The following is an 18,662-nucleotide window of genomic DNA, read 5'->3' as shown; positions in this document are numbered from 1 at the left end:
CCGTGCGGTCGCCCGCCGCCACGCCCTTGCGGCACAGCACGACCCCGTTGACCGCGATGCCGAGCCGATCGGGGTCGAGTGCGGCGTCCGCGTAGCCCGCGGCGGCGGCGATCCGGCCCCAGTTCGGGTCGGACCCGAAGAGGGCCGTCTTGACCAGGCTGTCGCGTGCGACGGCGCGCGCGATCGTCACCGCGTCCTCCTCGCTCAGGGCCTCCACCACACGAACGGTGATCCGCTTGGTGACCCCTTCGGCGTCCGCCTGCATCTGCCGGACCAGGTCGTCGCACACCGCGGTGAGCACCTGGGTCAGCTCGGGGCCGCCCACGGCCACTCCGGACGCGCCGGACGCCAGCACGAGCACCGTGTCGTTCGTGGAGGTCGAGCCGTCCACGTCCAGGCGGTCGAAGGTGCGGCGGGTGGCCTCACGGAGCGCGTCGTCCAGGGTGAACCGGTCCACGACGGCGTCCGTGGTGAGCACCGCGAGCATCGTGGCCATCGACGGGGCGATCATGCCGGCGCCCTTCGCGAACCCGCCGGCGCTCCAGCCGGCCGGAACCGCCCGGAGGGCCTGCTTCGGCACGGTGTCCGTGGTCATCACGGCGCGGGCCGCCGCCGTGCCCGCCTCGGAGGTGTCCGCCAGGGCACCCGCCGCGGCATCGACGCCCGCGAGGACCGCCGCCTTCGGCAGTTGCGCGCCGATCAGCCCGGTGGAGCAGACCGCCACCTCGACGGCACCGCACCCGAGCACCTCGGCGACCCGCTCGGCCGTGGCGTGCGTGGTCTGGAAGCCCTCCGGGCCGGTGCAGGCGTTCGCGCCGCCGGAGTTCAGGACGACCGCCCGCAGGGCGCCGGAGGTGAGCACCTGCTGCGACCACAGCACCGGCGCGGCCTTCACCTTGTTGCGGGTGAAGACCCCCGCCGCGGCGTCGTGCGGCCCGTCGTTGACCACGAGCGCGAGGTCGAGCGCACCGCTCGCCTTGATCCCGGCCGCCACGCCTGCCGCCCGGAAGCCCCTCGGTGCCGTGACACTCACGGGGCCACCCCCGTGAGCGGGAGGCCCGCCGTCTCGGGCAGGCCGAGCGCCAGGTTCATGCACTGGACCGCAGCGCCCGCCGTGCCCTTCGTGAGGTTGTCGATCGCGGCGACCGCGACCAGCAACCCCGCGTCCGGGTCGACCGTGACCTGCAGGTGTGCGGTGTTCGCACCGAGCGTCGCCGCCGTCGTGGGCCAGGTGCCCTCGGGTAGTACCGACACGAACGGCTCGTCGGCGTACGCCTTCTCGTACGCCTCCCGGATCCCGTCCCTGATCCCGCTGCCGTCCGCCGCGAGCGGCGCCGTGCAGGTGGCGAGGATCCCGCGCGGCAGCGGCGCGAGGACCGGTGTGAAGCTCACCGACACCGGTGCGCCCGCTGCCGCCGTGAGGTTCTGCACCATCTCCGGGGTGTGCCGGTGGAGCCCGCCGACGCCGTACGCCGACAGCGACCCCATCACCTCGGCACCGAGCAGGTGCGGCTTCAGCGACTTCCCGGCGCCCGACGTGCCGCTGACGGCGGTGACGACCACACGCGGCTCCACGAGGCCCGCGGCCAGCGCCGGGACGAGCGCGAGGCTCACGGCGGTGGGATAGCAGCCGGGGACCGCGACGCGGGTGGCACCCCGCAGCCGCTCCCGGGCTCCGGGCAGCTCGGGCAGCCCGTACGGCCAGGCGCCCGCGTGCGGGCCGCCGTACCAGCGCTGCCAGGCCGCGGCGTCCGCCAGGCGGTGATCGGCCCCGCAGTCGATCACGGCGGTGTCGCCGAGCTGGGCGGCGAGTTCCGCGGAGTGGCCGTGGGGCAACGCGAGGAAGACGACGTCGTGGCCCGCGAGCGTCCCGGGCGTGGTGTCCTCGAGCACCCGATCCGCCAACGGGAGCAGGTGCGGCTGGTGGGCGCCCAGGCGCGAGCCCGCGCTGCCCCCCGCCGTCAACGCCCCGATCTCCACCTCGGGGTGCGCCAGCAGGAGCCGCAGGAGCTCACCGCCCGCGTACCCGCTCGCACCCGCCACCGCGATCCGCACCACGTGGATGAGTATGCACCATCATGCAAGACCATTCACCATGCCGGGGTGGGGCGCGGGCGGGACCGGTGATCAGCCCCGCAGCGCGGCCGAGTGCCGCTGCGCGGCGACCGCCACCGCCGCGTCCCGGGCCGCGTTCGCCTCCTCGCTCGTGAGCGTGCGGTCCGGGGCGCGGAAGCGCAGCGTGAACGCGAGCGACCGCTTGCCGGGGCCGACCTGGTCGCCCACGTAGACGTCGAAGAGGCGCACGTCCTCCAGCAGCGGGCCACCGCCGTCGGTGAGGGCCTCGGCGAGCTCGGCCGCGGACACCTCGATCGGGGCCACGACCGCCACGTCCACGCCGATGGGCGGGTACGGCGACACCACCGGGGCGGGACGCGCGTCCAGCAGCGGGATCGCGTCCAGGTCCAGCTCCATCGCGCAGGTGCGCGGCGGCAGCCCCAGCGCCTCGACGACCTTGGGGTGCAGCTCGCCCGCGTGACCGATCACCCAGTCGCCGACCCGCAGCGCGGCGCAGCGGCCGGGGTGCCATGGCGGCAGCTCGGCCGCGGTGACCCGCAGCTCGACACCCGCGGCGGCGCCGACGAGCCGCGCCGCCTGGATCGCGTCCGCCCACCCGGCCGGACGTCCCGCGCCCCACCAACCACGCCGTTCCCGGTCTCCCGCCAGGACGACGGCGACGTGCGCGGGCTGGGCGGGCAGGGACGCGTCGATCTGCGCGATCTCCGCCTCCGACGGGCGGCGGCTGACGTCCGGGTCCGGCATCGGGACCGGCGCCGCGTGCGGCAGCACCACCTGCCCGACGTGGTAGAGCGCGACGTCCACCGCACCTCGGGCCCGGTTGCGCACCAGCGTGTCCAGCAGGCCCGGGAGCAGCGTGGTGGCGAGCTCGGCGCGGTCGGCGTCGAGCGGGTTGAGCACGGAGACGGTGCGGCGCCGGACGTCGTTCGCGGGCAGGCCCAGGCCGTCCCAGGACGCGGGGCCGACGAACGGGAACGGCAGCACCTCGACGTACCCGGCCTCGGCGAGCGCGCGGGAGACGGCACGGCGCCGCAGCTGGGACGCGGTGAGACCGCGCCCGGGCGGCGCGGGCGGCAGGACGGACGGGATGGCGCCCAGGCCCTCCAGCCGCAGCACCTCCTCGACGAGGTCCGCCGGGCGCACCAGGTCCGGCCGCCACGAGGGCGGGGTGACGGTGAGCTCCGCGGAGCCCGAGACGTCGCAGCCGATCTGGACGAGCCTGCGCACGGTGGCGCCCTCCGGGTAGGCGACCCCGGCGACGCGGTCCGGCTCGTCCGCGGCCATCGTCACCGCAGCGAGCTCCGGCGCGGCACCGGCGTCCGTGCGCCCGGCGGCGATCGTCCCGCCGCCGTGCTCCACCAGCAGCTGCGCGGCCCGCTCGACGGCCACCGGAGGCAGCTGCGGGTCCACCGCCCGCTCGAACCGCTTCGCCGCCTCGCTCGGCAGCTTGTGCCGCCGCGCCATCCGGGCGACGGTCGGCGGGTCCCAGTTCGCGCCCTCCAGCAGCACGTCGGTGGTGGTGCCGGAGATCTCGGTGGACGCTCCGCCCATCACGGCGGCGAGCCCGATCGGGCCGGTGTCGTCGGTGATGAGCATGTCGTCGGGGTCGAGGGCGCGGGTGACGTCGTCCAGGGTGGTGACGGTCTCCCCCGGCCGGGCCCGGCGCACCACGATCCCGCCCGCGACGCGCTGCGCGTCGAACGCGTGCAGCGGCTGGCCGAGCTCCAGCATCACGTAGTTGGTCACGTCGACGACCAGCGAGATCGGCCGCACACCCGCCGCGAGCAGGCGGCGCTGCATCCACCAGGGGGTGGGTGCACCCGGGTCGACGTCCGTGACGCGCCGCGCGACGAACCGCCGGCAGCCCACCGGGTCCTCGATCGTCACCGGCCACGCGTCGCCGCGGGCCGCCGGCACGTCGACGAGCCAGGCGGGGTCGGTGAACTCCCGCTCCAGCGCCGCCCCCAGCTCGCGGGCGAGCCCGCGTACGGCGAAGCAGTAGCCGCGGTCCGGGGTGACGTTCAGCTCGATCACCGGGTCGTCCAGGCCCAGCAGGGGGCGCGCGTCCTCGCCGGGCTCGGCCGTGCCGGGCGGGAGCACGATGATCCCGGTGTGGTCGCTGCCGATGCCCAGCTCGCGGGCGGAGGCGATCATGCCGTCCGAGACGTGGCCGTAGGTCTTGCGCGCGGAGATCGCGAACCCGCCGGGCAGCACCGCGCCCGGCAGCGCCAGGACGACGAGGTCGCCCACCGCGAAGTTCCGGGCGCCGCAGATGACACCTCGCGATCCCCCGCCCGCCCCGGACCCGTCCTCGACCTGGCACCACCGGATGGGCTTCTTGAGCCCGGCGAGCTCCTCGATCTCCAGCACCCGGCCGACGACGAGCGGACCGGTGACCTCCGGCAGCGGGTGGATCTCCTCCAGCTCCAGACCGACGCGGACGAAGGCCTCGCCCACCTCGTCCGCGGAGGTGGGCAGCTGCTCGACGTGGTCGGCGAGCCAGGACAGGGGGACGCGCACGTGCAGACTCCTCAGATACCGAATGCGCGGCTGAACCGCACGTCGCCCTCGACCATGTCCCGCATGTCCGGCAGTCCGTTGCGGAACTGCAGGGTGCGTTCCAGGCCCATGCCGAACGCGAATCCCGAGTGGACGTCCGGGTCGACGCCGCAGGCCTGCAGGACGTTCGGGTCGACCATGCCGCAGCCGCCCCACTCGACCCAGCCCGCGCCGCCCTTCTTCTCCGGGAACCACACGTCCACCTCGGCGGACGGCTCGGTGAACGGGAAGAACGACGGCCGCAGCCGCGTGCGCGAGGTCTCGCCGAACATGGCCCGGGCGAACGCGTCGAGCGTGCCCTTGAGGTGGGCCATCGTGATCCCCCGGTCCACCGCCAGGCCCTCGACCTGGTGGAACACCGGGGTGTGCGTGGCGTCCAGGGCGTCCGTGCGGAACGTGCGGCCGGGGCACACCACGTACACCGGCAGGGGGCGCTCCAGCAGCGCGCGGATCTGCACCGGGGAGGTGTGCGTGCGCAGCACCATCGCCGCCGCCGTCCCAGCCTCGTCCGCGCCCAGGTAGAACGTGTCCTGCATGGTGCGGGCCGGGTGGTCCTTGCCGAAGTTGAGCGCGTCGAAGTTCAGCCAGGAGGACTCCACCTCGGGCCCCTCGGCGACCTCGTAGCCCATCCCCACGAACACGTCCGCGATCCGTTCCGCGAGCTGCGTGATCGGGTGGCGGGCACCGCGCGGGACCCGGTCCCAGGGCAGCGTGACGTCCACGGCCTCCTCGGCGAGCACCCGCGCGTCGCGCTCCGCCACCAACACGGCGCGTCGGGCGTCGAACGCCTCCTGCGCCTGCTGGCGGGCCGCGTTGACCCGCCTACCGGCCTCGGCGCGCTGCGGGCCGGGCAGGCTGCCCAGCTCGCGGCGGGCCAGCAGCAGCGGCGCCCGGTCGCCCAGGTGAGCCGGCCTCGCCGCCGCGAGCTGCCCCAGGTCGGACGCCGCCGCGAACGCCTCCTCCGCCGCGGCGACGGCGTGCGTGAGCGCCGACTCCGTGAGCAGGTCTGCGGCCGGAACGGGGAGGGAAGCAGGGGGCATCGCGGTGGGTCAACTCCCGGGACGCCGGCAGGGCCGGCGGGACGGCGTGTCGGACCGATCGATCCTAGTCGGGCACCACATCCGGGTTTCCCGTGCGGTCCTCGGGACCGGGCGCGCGCCGGACGACCGGGCCGTGTGGGACGAGCGCGGGACGGGTCACGCCCCCGCCCCGGACTCGGCGAGCGCCGCGAGCGCCGGCAGCGACGCGGTGATCATCTCGGTCAGCATGGGCTCGCGGTGAGCCTCGTGCTCGGCGAGCAGGACGCGCACCTCGATCACCGTGCCCGCGCCCCGTTCGGCGAGCTGCCAGGTGAAGGCGACATCGTTGACCTGGCAGGAGATCGTGACGCGCCCGGACGTGCGGTCCGTGGACATCTGCTGCGGCATGGGCAGGCCGGGACGGCCGCACAGCCACTGGGTGTAGGAGCCGGGGCCGTCGAGCCGGACCGTCTCGACGCCCGCCCACCACTGGGGGTAACGGGCGGGGTCGAACAGGAGCTTCCAGACCTCCTCGACGGGCGCGTCCGTCGCGCCGGTGAACGTGAGGACGGGCATCAGCGCACCCCTTGCGGCCGGTCGCCGGGCCCGGTGAGCCCGGCGAGTTCGGTGGCGATCCGCGCCAGCTCGCGTCCGGGTTCGATGAGCCCGACGATCGGCGGCCGCCCGAAGTCGACGAAGTTGGCCATGAAGTCCTCGCCCGCGTCGTCTCCCCGGTGGCGGCGCCAGGCGTCCGCGGCCTCGGTCAGGCGCCTCCGCGCGAGCGGGAGGTCGCCCCGGCTGCGGGCCACGAGCCCCTGGATCCGGGTCATCCGCGGGACCAGGGCCCACGGCTGGTCGCCCGGCCCGACGGGTTCCAGGACGGCGCGGCGGATCTCGGCGTCGGCCTCGTCGGCGGCACCGGCGCAGGCCAGCGCCTCGGCGCGGGCGAGCCGTGTCGCGGGGCGGCTGACCGCGGCTGCGCTGTCGAGGGCCGCGCCGAGCAGGTCCGCGGCGCTGCGGTGGCGGCCCGCCGCGAGCGCGACCAGGCCGGCGTCGTGACGGGCGAGGGCGACGAACGCGGCCGAGTCCATGCGCTCGGCGAGGGCGAGCTGCTCCTGCGCGGCCGCGACCGCTTCGTCGTGGCGGCCGAGCCGGGACAGCACGTGCGCCCGGGCGGCGAGGCACGGCAGCCCGACGACGGGGACGGGCGTGGTGGCCGCGACCGCCCGGTCGGCGGCCCGCAGGGCGCCGTCGAGATCCCCGGCGCAGGCCAGCGCCGCGGCGGTGTGCACCCAGATCGCGTAGGCCAGCTCGATCCGGCCGGCCGCCTCCGCCGCCCCCCAGGCCCGGTGCGCGACCGGCTCGCACTCGGTGAACCGGCCGAGCCGCACGAGCGTCATGAGCCGGGCACTCTCCATGTCGGCGGTGGTGAGCGGCGACGGGGTCGGCTGCAGGGCGGCGAGCTCGGCGAGCAGGCGGCGGCTGCGGGCGGGATCGCCCGCAGCGGCCTCGCCCCACGCCATCCCCACGAGGACCTGGGCCCGCAGGTCCTCGGCATGCTCGGGCAGCTGGTCCCACGCGGTGCGGTAGGCGGCGAGCGACGCCGTGGGATGGCAGATGATCGTGCGCAGCACGACGCCGCGGCGGACCCACGCGAGGGCCCGGTCCGCAGCGGGCATCCGGTCGTGGGCCTCGCGCCATTCCCGCTCGTAGCCGTCCTGCTGGCCGCGCAGCGCGAGGATCTCCGCGCGGTCGAGGCGGGCGTCCACGTCGTCGGGCCGGCAGCGGACCGCCTCCTCCGCGAACTGCTCGGCCTCGACCAGCGCCCCGATCGAGCGGGCGTGACGGGCCGCGCGTGCGTAGCGCTCCCCGGCGAGGTCGTCGCGGCCCGCGCGGTGCAGGTGGGCGGCGACCTCGGCGGCCACCCGGTCCGCGCCCGCTGGCCCTGCTGCGGACTCGACGGCGAGCGCGACCCGCTCGTGGCAGCCCTCGGGGTCGCGCAGGTCCGCCCGTGCGGCCTCGGCGAGCAGGGCGTGGCGGAACCGCAGCCCGCCGCGGACCCGGTCGACCAGGCCGGTCTCGAGAACCTGCCGCTCGGTGCCGCTGCGGTCCCCCGGCACGAGCCGGTCGATCTCGGCGGGACCCAGCTCCCGTCCTGCCGCGGCGACGGACTCGATCAGCTCACGCGCGACGGGCGGCAGCGATCCGGTGGCGGCGCGGACGACGGACCGCAGCCCCGACGGCCCGGCGCCGCCCGGGAGCGTGCGCGCGGCCTCGACGGCGAGCAGCGGGTTGCCGTCCGCCATGGCGATGACGCGGGCGAGGTCGGGCTCGGCCACGGGGGCCACGGACCGGACGACGGCGGCCAGCTCGGCGGCCGTCAGCGGCCCGACGTCGATCTCCGCGACGGCGACCCCGCGGCCCGCGAGATCGGCGAGCAGCGCGTCGGCCTCGGGGCGGGCGGGCCGGTCGCGGCGGGTGAGCACGACCAGCACCGGCAGGGCGTTCACCCTGCGCCCGATGTGGGCGCACAGCTGCATGCTGACCCGGTCCGCCCGGTGGACGTCCTCGGCGACGAGCAGGACCGGCCGGTCGGCCGACGCCCACTCGACGAGCCGCAGCACGGCGTCGAAGATCCGCAGCCGCTCCAGCTCGGGCGCCGCGACCGGTGCGGGGACGCCGTCGCGGCCCAGCGCCGCGGCGAGGTCCGGCGCGAGGCGACCCAGCTCGGCGGGCCAGCCGGCCCGGCCGGGCGGCGCGGGCACGACCGCGACCAGCTCGCTGGCCAGCTCCTGCCACATCGCGAGCGGCGTCTCCCCGCCGACGTCCACGCCAGCACCCGCGGCGACCCGCGCACCGGCGTTGTCGGCACGGAGGGCGAGCTCGCGGACCAGCCGGGTCTTGCCGATCCCCGCCTCCCCCGTCACCACGACGACGCCGCCCCGCCCCCCGCGGGCGGCCGTCCACGCCGCGGCCAGCTCGCGCAGCTCGGGCCCGCGACCGTAGAGCGGCCAGGGTTGCACCCAGGCGCGGCCGGCGGGCCGTTCCGGGCGGTGCGCCGCGGCGAGCGCCCCCTGGACGGCGGCTCCGGGCGCGACGCCGAGCTCGGCACGCAAGCGCTCGGCGAGCTCGCGGCCCACCGCGACGGCGCCCGCGCGGTCACCGGCCACGGCGAGCCTGCGCAGCAGGATGCCGTGGGCAGGCTCGTCGAGCGGGGTGAGCGCGCACCGTTCCCGGGACCAGCGGGCCGCGGCGGGAGCGTCGCCCGCGGCCTCGGCGCGGTCCGCGATCCGGTCCAGCAGGCCGGCGACGCGGGCGCGGTGCTCCTCGCGGGCGGCGCGTGCCCAGTCGTCGGGGACCCCGGCGAGCAGCTCCGCGCGGCACAGCCGCGTCACGGCCTCGGGGTCACCCCGCTCGGCCCGCTCGACGGCGTCCTCGACGTCGACGGCGTACGCCGACGGGCAGAGCCCGACGGTGGTGCGGGTCGTGACGACGGCGTCGGGCCCGAGGTCGCGGCGCAGCGCCCACACCGCCGTCCGCAGGTTGGCGCGGCCGCCGCCAGCGGGCGCGTCCGGCCAGAACCGCAGGGCGAGCGCGTCGCGCTCCTGCGGGCCCGGGTGCAGCGCGAGGAAGGCGAGCAGCCGGCGGGCGGTGGCCGTCAGCTCCAGCCCCGCTCCGTCCCGCTCCGCCGCCACCCCTCCCAGCAGGCGCACGCGCAGCACACACGCACCGTAACGACGATCCGCGCTGATCGGCCGACCGATCCGCTGACGATGCGTTGACGATTCACGAACGGGCGACTCCCGACGCTGGTCCGGCACTGCACGGTCACCGGACACCAGGAGACGTGATGGATCAGGACAGGCTCATGGAGTTTCTCGGTCGCTTCGTCGGCGACCTCGGCGCGACGATGGCCGCAGGCAACATCGTCATCGGGCACCGCCTCGGGCTCTACCGGCGGCTCGCGGAGGGGCCCGCGACCGCGGACGAGCTCGCCACCCGCGCCGGCACCGACCCCCGCTACACCGCCGAGTGGCTGCGCGGCCAGGCGGCGGGTGGTTACGCGCAGTACGACGCCGCCACCGACACCTACTCGCTGACCGAGGAGCAGGCGTTCGCGCTGGCCGACCCGGACGGGCCCGCCTACCTGCCGGGCGCGTTCGTGCTGGCGCTGGGGTCGCTGCGGGCGGAGTCGCAGATCACCGACGCGTTCCGCACCGGCGCGGGGATGGGCTGGCACGAGCACCACGACGACGTCTTCCGCGGCTGCGAGCTATTCTTCCGGCCCGGCTACGTCGCCAACCTCGTCTCCAGCTGGATCCCGGCCCTCGACGGGGTCGCGGCCAAGCTGGTGCGCGGCGCGCAGGTGGCCGACGTCGGGTGCGGCCTGGGGGCGTCGACGGTGCTGCTCGCCGAGGCGTACCCGCGCAGCTCGGTCGTGGGATCGGACTACCACGAGGGGTCGATCGAGCTGGCCCGCAAGCGCGCGGTGGAGGCGGGCGTGCCCGACCGGGCCCGCTTCGAGGTCGCCTCGGCGCAGACGTTCTCGGGCTCCGGCTACGACCTCGTCGCCACCTTCGACTGCCTGCATGACATGGGCGACCCGGTCGGTGCCGCCCGGCACATCCGCGAGGCCGTGGCCGAGGACGGCACCTGGCTGATCGTCGAACCGTTCGCAGGGGATACGACGGCCGACAACCTCAACCCGGTCGGCCGCGTCTACTACTCGTTCTCCAGCTACCTGTGCGTGCCGAACGCGCTCTCCCAGGACGGCGGGCAGGCCCTCGGCGCGCAGGCCGGCGAGGCGGCGATCCGCGACGTGGCGACCGCGGCCGGGTTCACCCGCTTCCGGCGGGCCGCGGAGACGCCGTTCAACCTGGTGTTCGAGGCCCGGCCGTGACGCGCTGCGCGCTGACGCGGTGGGCGGCCGCGCTCGCGTAGAGGCAGACGGCCGCGGCCGTGGCCAGGTTGAGGCTCTCGGCACGGCCGTGGATGGGGACGCGGACCCTGTGGTCCGCGGCGGCGGCGAGGCCGGCGGGGACGCCGTGGGCCTCGCCGCCGAACACCCACGCCGTCGGGCGGGCGAGGACGGCGGCGGCGGCCGGATCGTGCAGGTCCAGCTCGCCGCGCCCGTCCGCGACGAGGACGGCCAGGCCCGCGCCGCGGCAGGCGGCCGCGACGGCGTCCGCGTCCCGGACCCGGGCGACGGGCAGGTGGAACAGGCTCCCGGTGGAGGCGCGGACGGCCTTGCCGTTGTGCGGGTCGACGGTGTCGCCCGCCAGCACCACGGCGTCCGCGCCCGCGGCGTCCGCCACCCGGACGAGGGTGCCGGCGTTGCCGGGATCGGCGATGCCCGCGGCGACGGCGACCAGCCGCGGCGAGCCCGCCAGCGCCGTCGCGAGCGGGACGTCGAGCAGGGAGCAGACGGCCACCAGGCCCTGCGGGGTGACGGTCTCGGAGAGCGCTGCCGCGGCCCGGTCCGTCACCGGGACCACGCGTGCGCCCGCCGCGACGGCCGCCTCGACGATCTCCGGGTGGCGCGCGGCGGCCCCGGCGGTGACGAACAGCTCGTGCAGCCGGCCCGGACCGGCCCAGCGGGCGGCCTCGCGGACGGCCTGGGCGCCCTCGACGAGAAACCGCCCCGCCTTGTCCCGGCCCGCGCGGCGCAGCAACTTGCGTGCCGACACGACACGGGGGGTCCGCTCGGTGGCGGGACCCCCCGTGTGGGATGCCGTGCTCATCGGCCGTGCTCGGCCCTGCGAACCAGGTGAGGTCAGGCGGCGGTGCCCTGCGAGGGCACGTTGGCCTTGGCGAGCTTGACGAGCGCTGCGAACGCACCCGGGTCGCTCACGGCCAGCTCGGCGAGCACCTTGCGGTCCACCTCGACGCCGGCGGCCTTGAGGCCCTGGATGAAGCGGTTGTAGGTCATGCCGTTCGCGCGGGCGGCCGCGTTGATGCGGGTGATCCACAGCTGGCGGAAGTCGCCCTTACGGGCGCGGCGGTCCCGGTAGGCGTAGTTGAGCGAGTGGAGCACCTGCTCCTTGGCCTTGCGGTACAGCCGGGAACGCTGCCCGCGGTAGCCGCTGGCCAGCTCCAGGGTCGTGCGGCGCTTCTTCTGCGCGTTGACCGCGCGCGTCACGCGTGCCATGGGGGTCGTCCTGTCTCTCGGGGTCGGTCAGCGGATGGGGCTCAGATGCCGAGCATCTTCTTGACGCGCTTCACGTCGGCCTTGTTGACCGGCACGTAGCCCGAAAGGTCGCGCGTCTCCTTGCTCGACTTGACCTCGAGGCGGTGCCGCAGGCCGGCCTGCTGGCGCAGGAGCTTCCCGCGGCCGGTCACCTTGATGCGCTTGGCGATCCCGCTGTGCGTCTTGTTCTTGGGCATTGCCGTTCCTACTCAGACTGGGCCGCCCCCGGGGAGCCGGGGGTGGTCGTGGTGGGCGTCAGGCACCGCGGATGGGGCGGTGCCGGACGGTCAGGCCTGCGGCTCCGGGGCCGCCTGCCGCTGCTTCTGGGCGGGCTTCTTGTTCGGCGCGATCACCATCGTCATGTTGCGGCCGTCCTGCTTGGGCGTCGACTCGACGACGCCCAGGTCGCTCACGTCCTCGGCGAGGCGCTGCAGCAGCCGGAACCCCAACTCGGGCCGGGACTGCTCACGCCCGCGGAACATGATCGTGACCTTGACCTTGTTCCCGCCCTCGAGGAAGCGGCGGACGTGGCCGCGCTTCGTCTCGTAGTCGTGGGTGTCGATCTTCGGTCGGAGCTTCTGCTCCTTGATCGTGGTGAGCTGCTGGTTGCGGCGGGACTCCCGGGCCTTCTGCGCGCTCTCGTACTTGAACTTGCCGTAGTCCATGAGCTTGCACACGGGCGGGCGTGCCTGAGCAGCGACCTCGACCAGGTCGAGCTCGGCCTCCTGCGCCAGCCGCAGGGCGTCCTCGATGCGCACGATGCCGACCTGCTCGCCGTTCGGGCCGACGAGCCGGACCTCGGGAACGCGGATGCGGTCGTTGATGCGCGTCTCTGTGCTGATGTGGGATCTCCTCGTGTCGACGTCGCGTTGTCTTGATCATCACTGGTCTTGATCATCACTGCACGACGGAGCGGAGACCCGTACGGCCACGGACGAGCCGACGGCTCGCCGCGGGACCGGACCCGAACGCCTGCGAATTCACTTCCGGCGGCGGGTGGGAGCGGGGCTCCACTTCGCCCTGACGCATCTGTCAACGCGCGACAGGGAGGTCGCATTCCGGAGGGTACACGACGGCGCCGGGCCCGATCACCGGGTCCCGCGGCTCACCAGGGCGCCGACCACAGCTCGGCGGTCGGGGCCGCCGCCGCGGCACCACCGGGCCCCGTGCCCGGCTGCGCCCCGGGTTCGGCGCCGGGTTGCGCGCCCGGTTCGCCCCCGGACTCACCGCCCGACCCGCCGCTCGGCTCCGTCCCGGTGACCGTGCCCGTGCCCGGGACGGTGCCGGTCACCAGGTAGAGCCGGCCGTCGACGGCGGCCGCCGCCACCGGCGCGGCCTGCGGTCCGTCGACCGGACGCAACCGGGCGGGCTGCCCGTCCCACGCCACGCTCAGCACCGCGGGCCGGCCCTCGTCGGTCACGACCTGGTCCACGCCGTCGGGGCGCAGCAGCGGCGCGGGCAGCCGGACGGACTCGTCGACCGGCAGCGACGGCAGGCCCGGCACGCGGATCCACCCGCCCTCCGCCACCGACCGCCACAGCGCGAGGTTGCCGTCGACCTGCCCGGCGACGACACACGTCCCGTCCGCTCCCCCGTCGGTGCAGCGCACCGCCATCGCCGAACCACGGCCGCCCGCGGCGGGCAGCGCCTCGCGCGTCCACGGGCCGCCGGGCTCGGGGGCGCGCCACACCACCGGCGCCTGGGTCCCGCCCGGCGCCGTGCCGTAGACCCACCCGGTGATGATCAGGCCGTCCGGCGCGCCGGCGACGGCCAGCGCCGCGACGACCGACGCCCGCGTGCCCTGCAGCGAGGTGCCCGTCGACGGCGACCGTGTCCACTCCTCCCCGGAGCGCGTCCAGACCGCGACGTCCAGCCCGGCGACGTCGCCCTGCCAGGACCCGACGAGGGCATCGCCGTCCGGCCGGGCGACCGCGTCCACCAGCTCGCCAGCGCCCCAGCCGCCGAACGTGCTGAACGCCTGCTCGCGTTCCTGGACGCCGTCCGCGTCGCCGGTCCAGACGCTCCAGCGGGGGTTGCCGTGGGCCCCGCCCCGGTCCGCGCCGACGCCGAGGATCCGCTCGCCGTCCACGGCGAGGGCGACCCAGCTCGCCGACCGCCCGTAGCCGGTGGCGGCGACGAGCGGGACCTCGGCGGATCTCTCGCCCGTCACCCGGAGCAGAGCCGGCCGCGGCTCCTGGTCCTCGCGGACCACCCCGACCAGCAGTGCCCCGTCCCAGGGCACGGCGAGCTCGGGCAAAGCCCCGGCGGGCAGCCCGACCCGCGTCGACACCAACGCGTCCGCCTGCGGGACGGCCGGGCCGGTGCTCGTCTCGCCGTCCCCCGCCCCGGCTCCCGGCGTCGGGGTGCAGGCGGCGACCGCCAGCACGAGCAGCAGGGCGAGGAGAGGGCGACCGGTCACCGCGCCAGTGTCGGCGAGCCCGGGGGCGGGCCGACGGGCGGGTCACCCGTGCCCTCGCCCGGACAGGTTCACCGCGGGTGATGCCACGCGCGGACAGGCAGCTGCCAGCCGTGGCGACCGCCTCGCCCGGGCTCGCGGAGGTCGCCGCCGCGACGACCTCGACCGGACTGCCCGCTCGCGGTCGGCCGGCGACGGGCTTGCCGTCCTCCTGCAGGATCGCCGTGCCCGCGCCCCGGCCCCCGGACCCTCGCAGCGACCCGACACGCCTCGCAGGGGCTGCGGCATCTGCGAGGCGTGTGCGGGCCCTGCGAAGGCGTGCACCGCGGTCTGCGAGGCGTGTGCGGACCCTGCGAAGCCGCCGTGACGGATCAGCATCACCGGGGGCCGCGGCCCTACCCGGCACTCGCCGCCAGCGAGGCGGCCGAGGGAGTGGAGCCGTCCACAGCCGCTGCGGCGAGCGCCCGCCCCACCACCGGGGCGAGCTTGAACAGGTTGGCCCCGTGCACCGCGAGGACCGACCCGGTGCGCTGCACGACGAAACCGTCGCCCTGCGGCGGTGCCGTCGTGGTGCAGTACAGGCTGCCGACGATCCGGGGCTCCACCGTGAGCCGCTCGCGCACGTGGGCGAGCACGGCCCGCCGGGACGCGGCCTCGGCCGCCTCCCGCCCGACCTCCCAGGCGACCAGCGCCGGGTCCATCGACGCGCCGACCGTCCACTGCCGCGGGCCGCTGCGGTGCTGGTAGGTGTGCAGGCCGCCGGCCGGGTCGTCGATCCAGCAGGGCCGATCCGGCGGGGCGCCCGGGTCCGGGAGCGTGAACCGCACGTGGTGCGCCAGCGTCGACGGCACGTCCAGACCGAGGGAACCCACCAACGCCGGGGTGCCCGCGCCCGCCGCGACGACCACGGCGTCGAAACGGTGGGACCCCGACGCCGACCGGACCACCGCCCCCGCGCCGTGCGGCTCCACCGACCGGACCGGCTCGTGGACGAGCACGTCCGCGGCCCGCTCGCCGAGATGGGCGCGCACGGCGTCCACGTCGGTGATCCCGCCCTCCGGGTCGATCAGCGACACCGCGGGCGGCTCTCGGGCCGGCAGTCGCAGTCGGGCGGCGCCTGCCGGCTCCACCAGCTCGCTGCGCGCACCAGCGGCCCGCAGGCCCGCCGCCATGCCGGCGACGGCCGTCCCGCTCACCACACAGCCCTCGGGGCCGATCATCCGGCGCCCTGCCGCCGACTCCCATTCCCCGAAGATCGCGCGGGCCCACCGGGCGAGACGGACCAGCGCCGGATCCTCGTGGGCGAGGCGGAAGATGCGGGTGGACCCTGCCGACCGCTCTCCCATCACGGCCGGCCCGCGCTCGAAGCAGGTGACCTCGGCCCCGGCGGCGCGCAGCGCCGCGACAGTGGAGAGCCCGACGACGCCGGCGCCGATGACCGCCGCCCGCATCACCGCGGTCACCGCGTCGCTGCCGCCTTCCGTCGCCGCGGCGGCGGCGCCTCCTCCGGGGCGACGAGCCCACGCAGGAACTGGCCGGTGTAGCTCGTCGGGTGGGCCGCCACCTGCTCCGGGGTGCCGGTGGCGACGATGGTGCCGCCGCCCGAGCCGCCCTCGGGACCCATGTCGACGATCCAGTCCGAGGTCTTGATGACGTCCAGGTTGTGCTCGATGACGACGACGGTGTTGCCCTTGTCGACCAGGCCGTTGATGACGAGCAGCAGCTTGCGGATGTCCTCGAAGTGCAGGCCGGTGGTCGGCTCGTCGAGGATGTAGATCGTGCGGCCGTTGGAGCGTTTCTGCAGCTCGGAGGCCAGCTTGACGCGCTGGGCTTCGCCGCCGGAGAGCGTGGGTGCCGGCTGCCCGAGCCGGACGTAGCCGAGCCCGACGTCGACCAGCGTGCGCAGGTAGCGCGAGATCGTGGTGATCGGCGCGAAGAACTCCGCGGCCTCCTCGATCGGCATCGCGAGGACGTCCGCGACCGTCTTGCCCTTGTAGTGCACCTCGAGCGTCTCGCGGTTGTAGCGGGCGCCCTTGCAGACCTCGCACGGGACGTAGACGTCCGGCAGGAAGTTCATCTCGATCTTGATCGTGCCGTCGCCCGAGCACGCCTCGCAGCGCCCGCCCTTGACGTTGAACGAGAACCGGCCTGCCTGGTAGCCGCGCACCTTCGCCTCGGTGGTGGACGCGAAGAGCGTGCGGATCTTGTCCCACACGCCCGTGTACGTGGCGGGGTTGGACCGCGGGGTGCGCCCGATCGGGGACTGGTCGACCCGCACCAGCTTGTCCAGCCCGTCCAGGCCGGTGATCCGGGTGTGCCGGCCCGGGACCTGGCGGGCGCCGTTGAGCTTGTTCGCGAGGACCGTGGCGAGGATGTCGTTGACCAGCGTCGACTTGCCCGACCCCGACACGCCGGTGACCGACACGAGGCGGCCCAGCGGGATCTCCACGTCGATGTCGCGCAGGTTGTGCTCACGCGCGCCGACGACCGTCAGCTGCCGCTTGCGGTCGATCGGCCTGCGGATCTCCGGCAGCGCGATCGAGCGCCGCCCCGACAGGTACGCGCCGGTGAGCGACGTGTCGTGCGACTCCAGCCCGCCGACCGGGCCGCTGTAGACGATCTGCCCGCCGTGCTCACCCGCGCCGGGCCCGATGTCGACGGCCCAGTCCGCGGAGCGGATCGTGTCCTCGTCGTGCTCGACGACGATGAGCGTGTTGCCGAGGTCCCGCAGGCGGGTGAGCGTCTCGATGAGGCGGCGGTTGTCCCGCTGGTGCAGGCCGATCGACGGCTCGTCCAGCACGTAGAGCACCCCGACCAGGCCGGAGCCGATCTGCGTGGCCAGCCGGATGCGCTGCGCCTCGCCGCCGGAGAGCGTGCCCGCGGCCCGGTCCAGCGACAGGTAGTCGAGGCCGACGTCCAGCAGGAACCCGAGCCTCGCCTGCACCTCCTTGAGCACCCGGCCCGCGATCATGGCCTGGCGGGCGTCCAGGACCATGCCGTCCAGGAACCGCGAGCACTCCGCCACCGACATCGCCGACACCTCGGCGATCGACTTGTCGCCGTGCTCCCGGTGCGCCAGCGTGACGGCGAGGACCTCGGGCTTGAGCCGCGCGCCCCGGCACGCAGGGCACGGCACCTCGCGCATGTAGCCCTCGTAGCGCTCCCGCTGCGACTCCGATTCCGTCTGGTCCAGCCGTCGCTCCAGGAACGGGATGACGCCCTCGTAGGCCGCGTAGTACGAACGCTCGCGGCCGTACCGGTTGCGGTAGCGGACGTGTACCTGCTCCTCCGCGCCGTGCAGCACGGCCTTCTGCGCCGCGGCCGAGAGCTTGCGCCACGGCGTGTCCATCCGGAACCCGACGGAGTTCGCGAGGCCCTCCAGCAGGCGCCCGAAGTACTCCGCGGAGTGCCCGGCCGACCAGGGTGCGATAGCGCCCTCGGCGAGGCTCAGCTCCGGGTCCGGCACGACCAGTTCGGGGTCGACCTCCAGCTTCGTGCCGATGCCGTGGCACTCCGGGCACGCGCCGTAGGGCGAGTTGAACGAGAACGTGCGCGGCTCCAGGTCGTCCAGCGCCAGGGGGTGCCCGTTCGGGCAGGCCATGCGCTCGGAGAAGCGGCGCTCGCGCTGCGGGTCGTCCGCCGGCAGGTCCACGAAGTCCAGCACGACCAGGCCGTCCGCGAGCCGCAGCGCCGTCTCCACCGAGTCCGTGAGGCGCTGCTTGGCCGATCCCTTCACCGCGAGCCGGTCGACGATCACCGCGATGTCGTGCTTCTCCTGCTTCTTGAGCTTCGGCGGCGACGACAGCTGGTGCACGGTGCCGTCCACCAGCACGCGGGAGTAGCCCTGCGACTGCAGCGAGGAGAACAGGTCGACGAACTCGCCCTTGCGGGTGCGGACCACTGGCGCGAGCACCTGGAACCGGCTGCCCTCCGGCATCGCCAGCACCTGGTCGACAATCTGCTGCGGCGTCTGCTTCTCGATCACGTGCCCGCACACCGGGCAGTGCGGCACGCCCGCGCGCGCGTAGAGCAGCCGCAGGTAGTCGTACACCTCGGTGATCGTGCCGACGGTGGAGCGCGGGTTGCGGTTCGTGGACTTCTGGTCGATCGACACCGCGGGCGAGAGGCCCTCGATGAAGTCGACGTCCGGCTTGTCCATCTGCCCGAGGAACTGCCGCGCGTACGCCGACAGCGACTCGACGTACCGCCGCTGGCCCTCGGCGAAGATCGTGTCGAACGCCAGGCTCGACTTCCCCGAACCGGACAGGCCGGTGAACACCACCAGGCTGTCCCGCGGCAGGTCGAGATCGACGCCGCGCAGGTTGTGCTCGCGTGCGCCTCGGACGACCAGGCGATCGGCCACGGGGGGGTTCCCTCCCGGATGTCGGGGTCTCGGTGCTGCCGG

The 18,662-nt window shown here is 75.3% G+C and carries 14 protein-coding genes; 1 reads left to right on the top strand and 13 read right to left on the bottom strand.

Annotated elements, in window-relative coordinates; all coding sequences use genetic code 11:
- The 6 genes from argJ to AB7J25_RS04530 form a co-directional block, all read right to left on the bottom strand.
- Positions 1-1,033 (bottom strand): bifunctional glutamate N-acetyltransferase/amino-acid acetyltransferase ArgJ (argJ, locus tag AB7J25_RS04555; protein WP_428505329.1); only part of this gene is annotated, 1,033 nt, incomplete at its 3' end.
- A complete protein-coding gene (argC, locus tag AB7J25_RS04550) occupies positions 1,030-2,055 on the bottom strand; it encodes an N-acetyl-gamma-glutamyl-phosphate reductase (protein ID WP_428505337.1) in 1,026 nt (341 codons plus the stop codon). The genes argJ and argC, both read right to left, overlap by 4 nt.
- A 72-nt stretch (positions 2,056-2,127) precedes the next feature.
- Positions 2,128-4,596: a phenylalanine--tRNA ligase subunit beta gene (gene pheT, locus AB7J25_RS04545; RefSeq protein ID WP_428505327.1), complete on the bottom strand. Its 2,469-nt coding sequence runs from the start codon at positions 4,594-4,596 to the stop codon at positions 2,128-2,130.
- A gap of 11 nt (positions 4,597-4,607) precedes the next feature.
- The gene (pheS, locus tag AB7J25_RS04540) at positions 4,608-5,675 is read right to left on the bottom strand and encodes a phenylalanine--tRNA ligase subunit alpha (protein ID WP_428505325.1); all 1,068 of its coding nucleotides are present in this window, start codon (positions 5,673-5,675) and stop codon (positions 4,608-4,610) included.
- Positions 5,676-5,831: 156 nt separating this feature from the next.
- Positions 5,832-6,230, bottom strand: coding sequence for an SRPBCC family protein (locus AB7J25_RS04535; protein WP_428505323.1), 399 nt, complete (start codon positions 6,228-6,230; stop codon positions 5,832-5,834).
- Complete coding sequence (locus AB7J25_RS04530) at positions 6,230-9,376, bottom strand: ATP-binding protein (RefSeq protein WP_428505321.1); 3,147 nt, start codon at positions 9,374-9,376, stop codon at positions 6,230-6,232. The genes AB7J25_RS04535 and AB7J25_RS04530 overlap by 1 nt, the downstream gene beginning before the upstream one ends.
- A 128-nt stretch (positions 9,377-9,504) precedes the next feature.
- On the opposite strand from AB7J25_RS04530, the gene AB7J25_RS04525 reads away from it, so the two are divergent.
- Positions 9,505-10,554, top strand: coding sequence for a class I SAM-dependent methyltransferase (locus AB7J25_RS04525; RefSeq protein WP_428505319.1), 1,050 nt, complete (start codon positions 9,505-9,507; stop codon positions 10,552-10,554).
- On the opposite strand, the gene AB7J25_RS04520 is transcribed toward AB7J25_RS04525, so the two are convergent.
- From AB7J25_RS04520 to uvrA, 7 genes are all read right to left on the bottom strand, one after another.
- Entirely contained in the window at positions 10,526-11,395 is an 870-nt protein-coding gene (locus AB7J25_RS04520) for a TrmH family RNA methyltransferase (RefSeq protein WP_428505317.1), read from the bottom strand. The genes AB7J25_RS04525 and AB7J25_RS04520 overlap by 29 nt on opposite strands.
- A gap of 32 nt (positions 11,396-11,427) precedes the next feature.
- The gene (rplT, locus tag AB7J25_RS04515; RefSeq protein ID WP_428505315.1) at positions 11,428-11,802 is read right to left on the bottom strand and encodes a 50S ribosomal protein L20; all 375 of its coding nucleotides are present in this window, start codon (positions 11,800-11,802) and stop codon (positions 11,428-11,430) included.
- A 41-nt stretch (positions 11,803-11,843) separates the two neighbouring features.
- The gene (gene rpmI / locus AB7J25_RS04510; RefSeq protein ID WP_428505313.1) at positions 11,844-12,038 is read right to left on the bottom strand and encodes a 50S ribosomal protein L35; all 195 of its coding nucleotides are present in this window, start codon (positions 12,036-12,038) and stop codon (positions 11,844-11,846) included.
- Between the two features lie 90 nt (positions 12,039-12,128).
- The gene (gene infC / locus AB7J25_RS04505) at positions 12,129-12,683 is read right to left on the bottom strand and encodes a translation initiation factor IF-3 (RefSeq protein WP_428505335.1); all 555 of its coding nucleotides are present in this window, start codon (positions 12,681-12,683) and stop codon (positions 12,129-12,131) included.
- Positions 12,684-12,946: 263 nt separating this feature from the next.
- Positions 12,947-14,260, bottom strand: a complete 1,314-nt coding sequence (locus AB7J25_RS04500; RefSeq protein WP_428505311.1) for a hypothetical protein — start codon at positions 14,258-14,260, stop codon at positions 12,947-12,949.
- A gap of 392 nt (positions 14,261-14,652) precedes the next feature.
- Positions 14,653-15,720, bottom strand: a complete 1,068-nt coding sequence (locus tag AB7J25_RS04495; RefSeq protein WP_428505309.1) for an NAD(P)/FAD-dependent oxidoreductase — start codon at positions 15,718-15,720, stop codon at positions 14,653-14,655.
- Positions 15,717-18,620 (bottom strand): excinuclease ABC subunit UvrA, encoded by a 2,904-nt coding sequence (gene uvrA, locus AB7J25_RS04490; protein ID WP_428505307.1) that lies wholly within the window; start codon positions 18,618-18,620, stop codon positions 15,717-15,719. Before uvrA ends, AB7J25_RS04495 begins: the two co-directional genes overlap by 4 nt.
- Positions 18,621-18,662 lie beyond the last annotated feature (42 nt).

Origin of the sequence: Pseudonocardia sp., assembly GCF_050246655.1 — a bacterium.
GTDB lineage: Bacteria > Actinomycetota > Actinomycetes > Mycobacteriales > Pseudonocardiaceae > Pseudonocardia.
The sequence above is the reverse complement of the archived record's forward strand: the minus strand, read 5'-3'. Positions and strand labels throughout refer to the sequence as shown.

Coding starts and splice junctions, on each gene's coding strand:
- rplT (WP_428505315.1), bottom strand. CDS start 11,802: ATGGCACGCGTGACGCGCGCGGTCAACGCGCAGAAGAAGCGCCGCACG.
- AB7J25_RS04520 (WP_428505317.1), bottom strand. CDS start 11,395: ATGAGCACGGCATCCCACACGGGGGGTCCCGCCACCGAGCGGACCCCC.
- pheS (WP_428505325.1), bottom strand. CDS start 5,675: ATGCCCCCTGCTTCCCTCCCCGTTCCGGCCGCAGACCTGCTCACGGAG.
- AB7J25_RS04525 (WP_428505319.1), top strand. CDS start 9,505: ATGGATCAGGACAGGCTCATGGAGTTTCTCGGTCGCTTCGTCGGCGAC.
- AB7J25_RS04535 (WP_428505323.1), bottom strand. CDS start 6,230: ATGCCCGTCCTCACGTTCACCGGCGCGACGGACGCGCCCGTCGAGGAG.
- rpmI (WP_428505313.1), bottom strand. CDS start 12,038: ATGCCCAAGAACAAGACGCACAGCGGGATCGCCAAGCGCATCAAGGTG.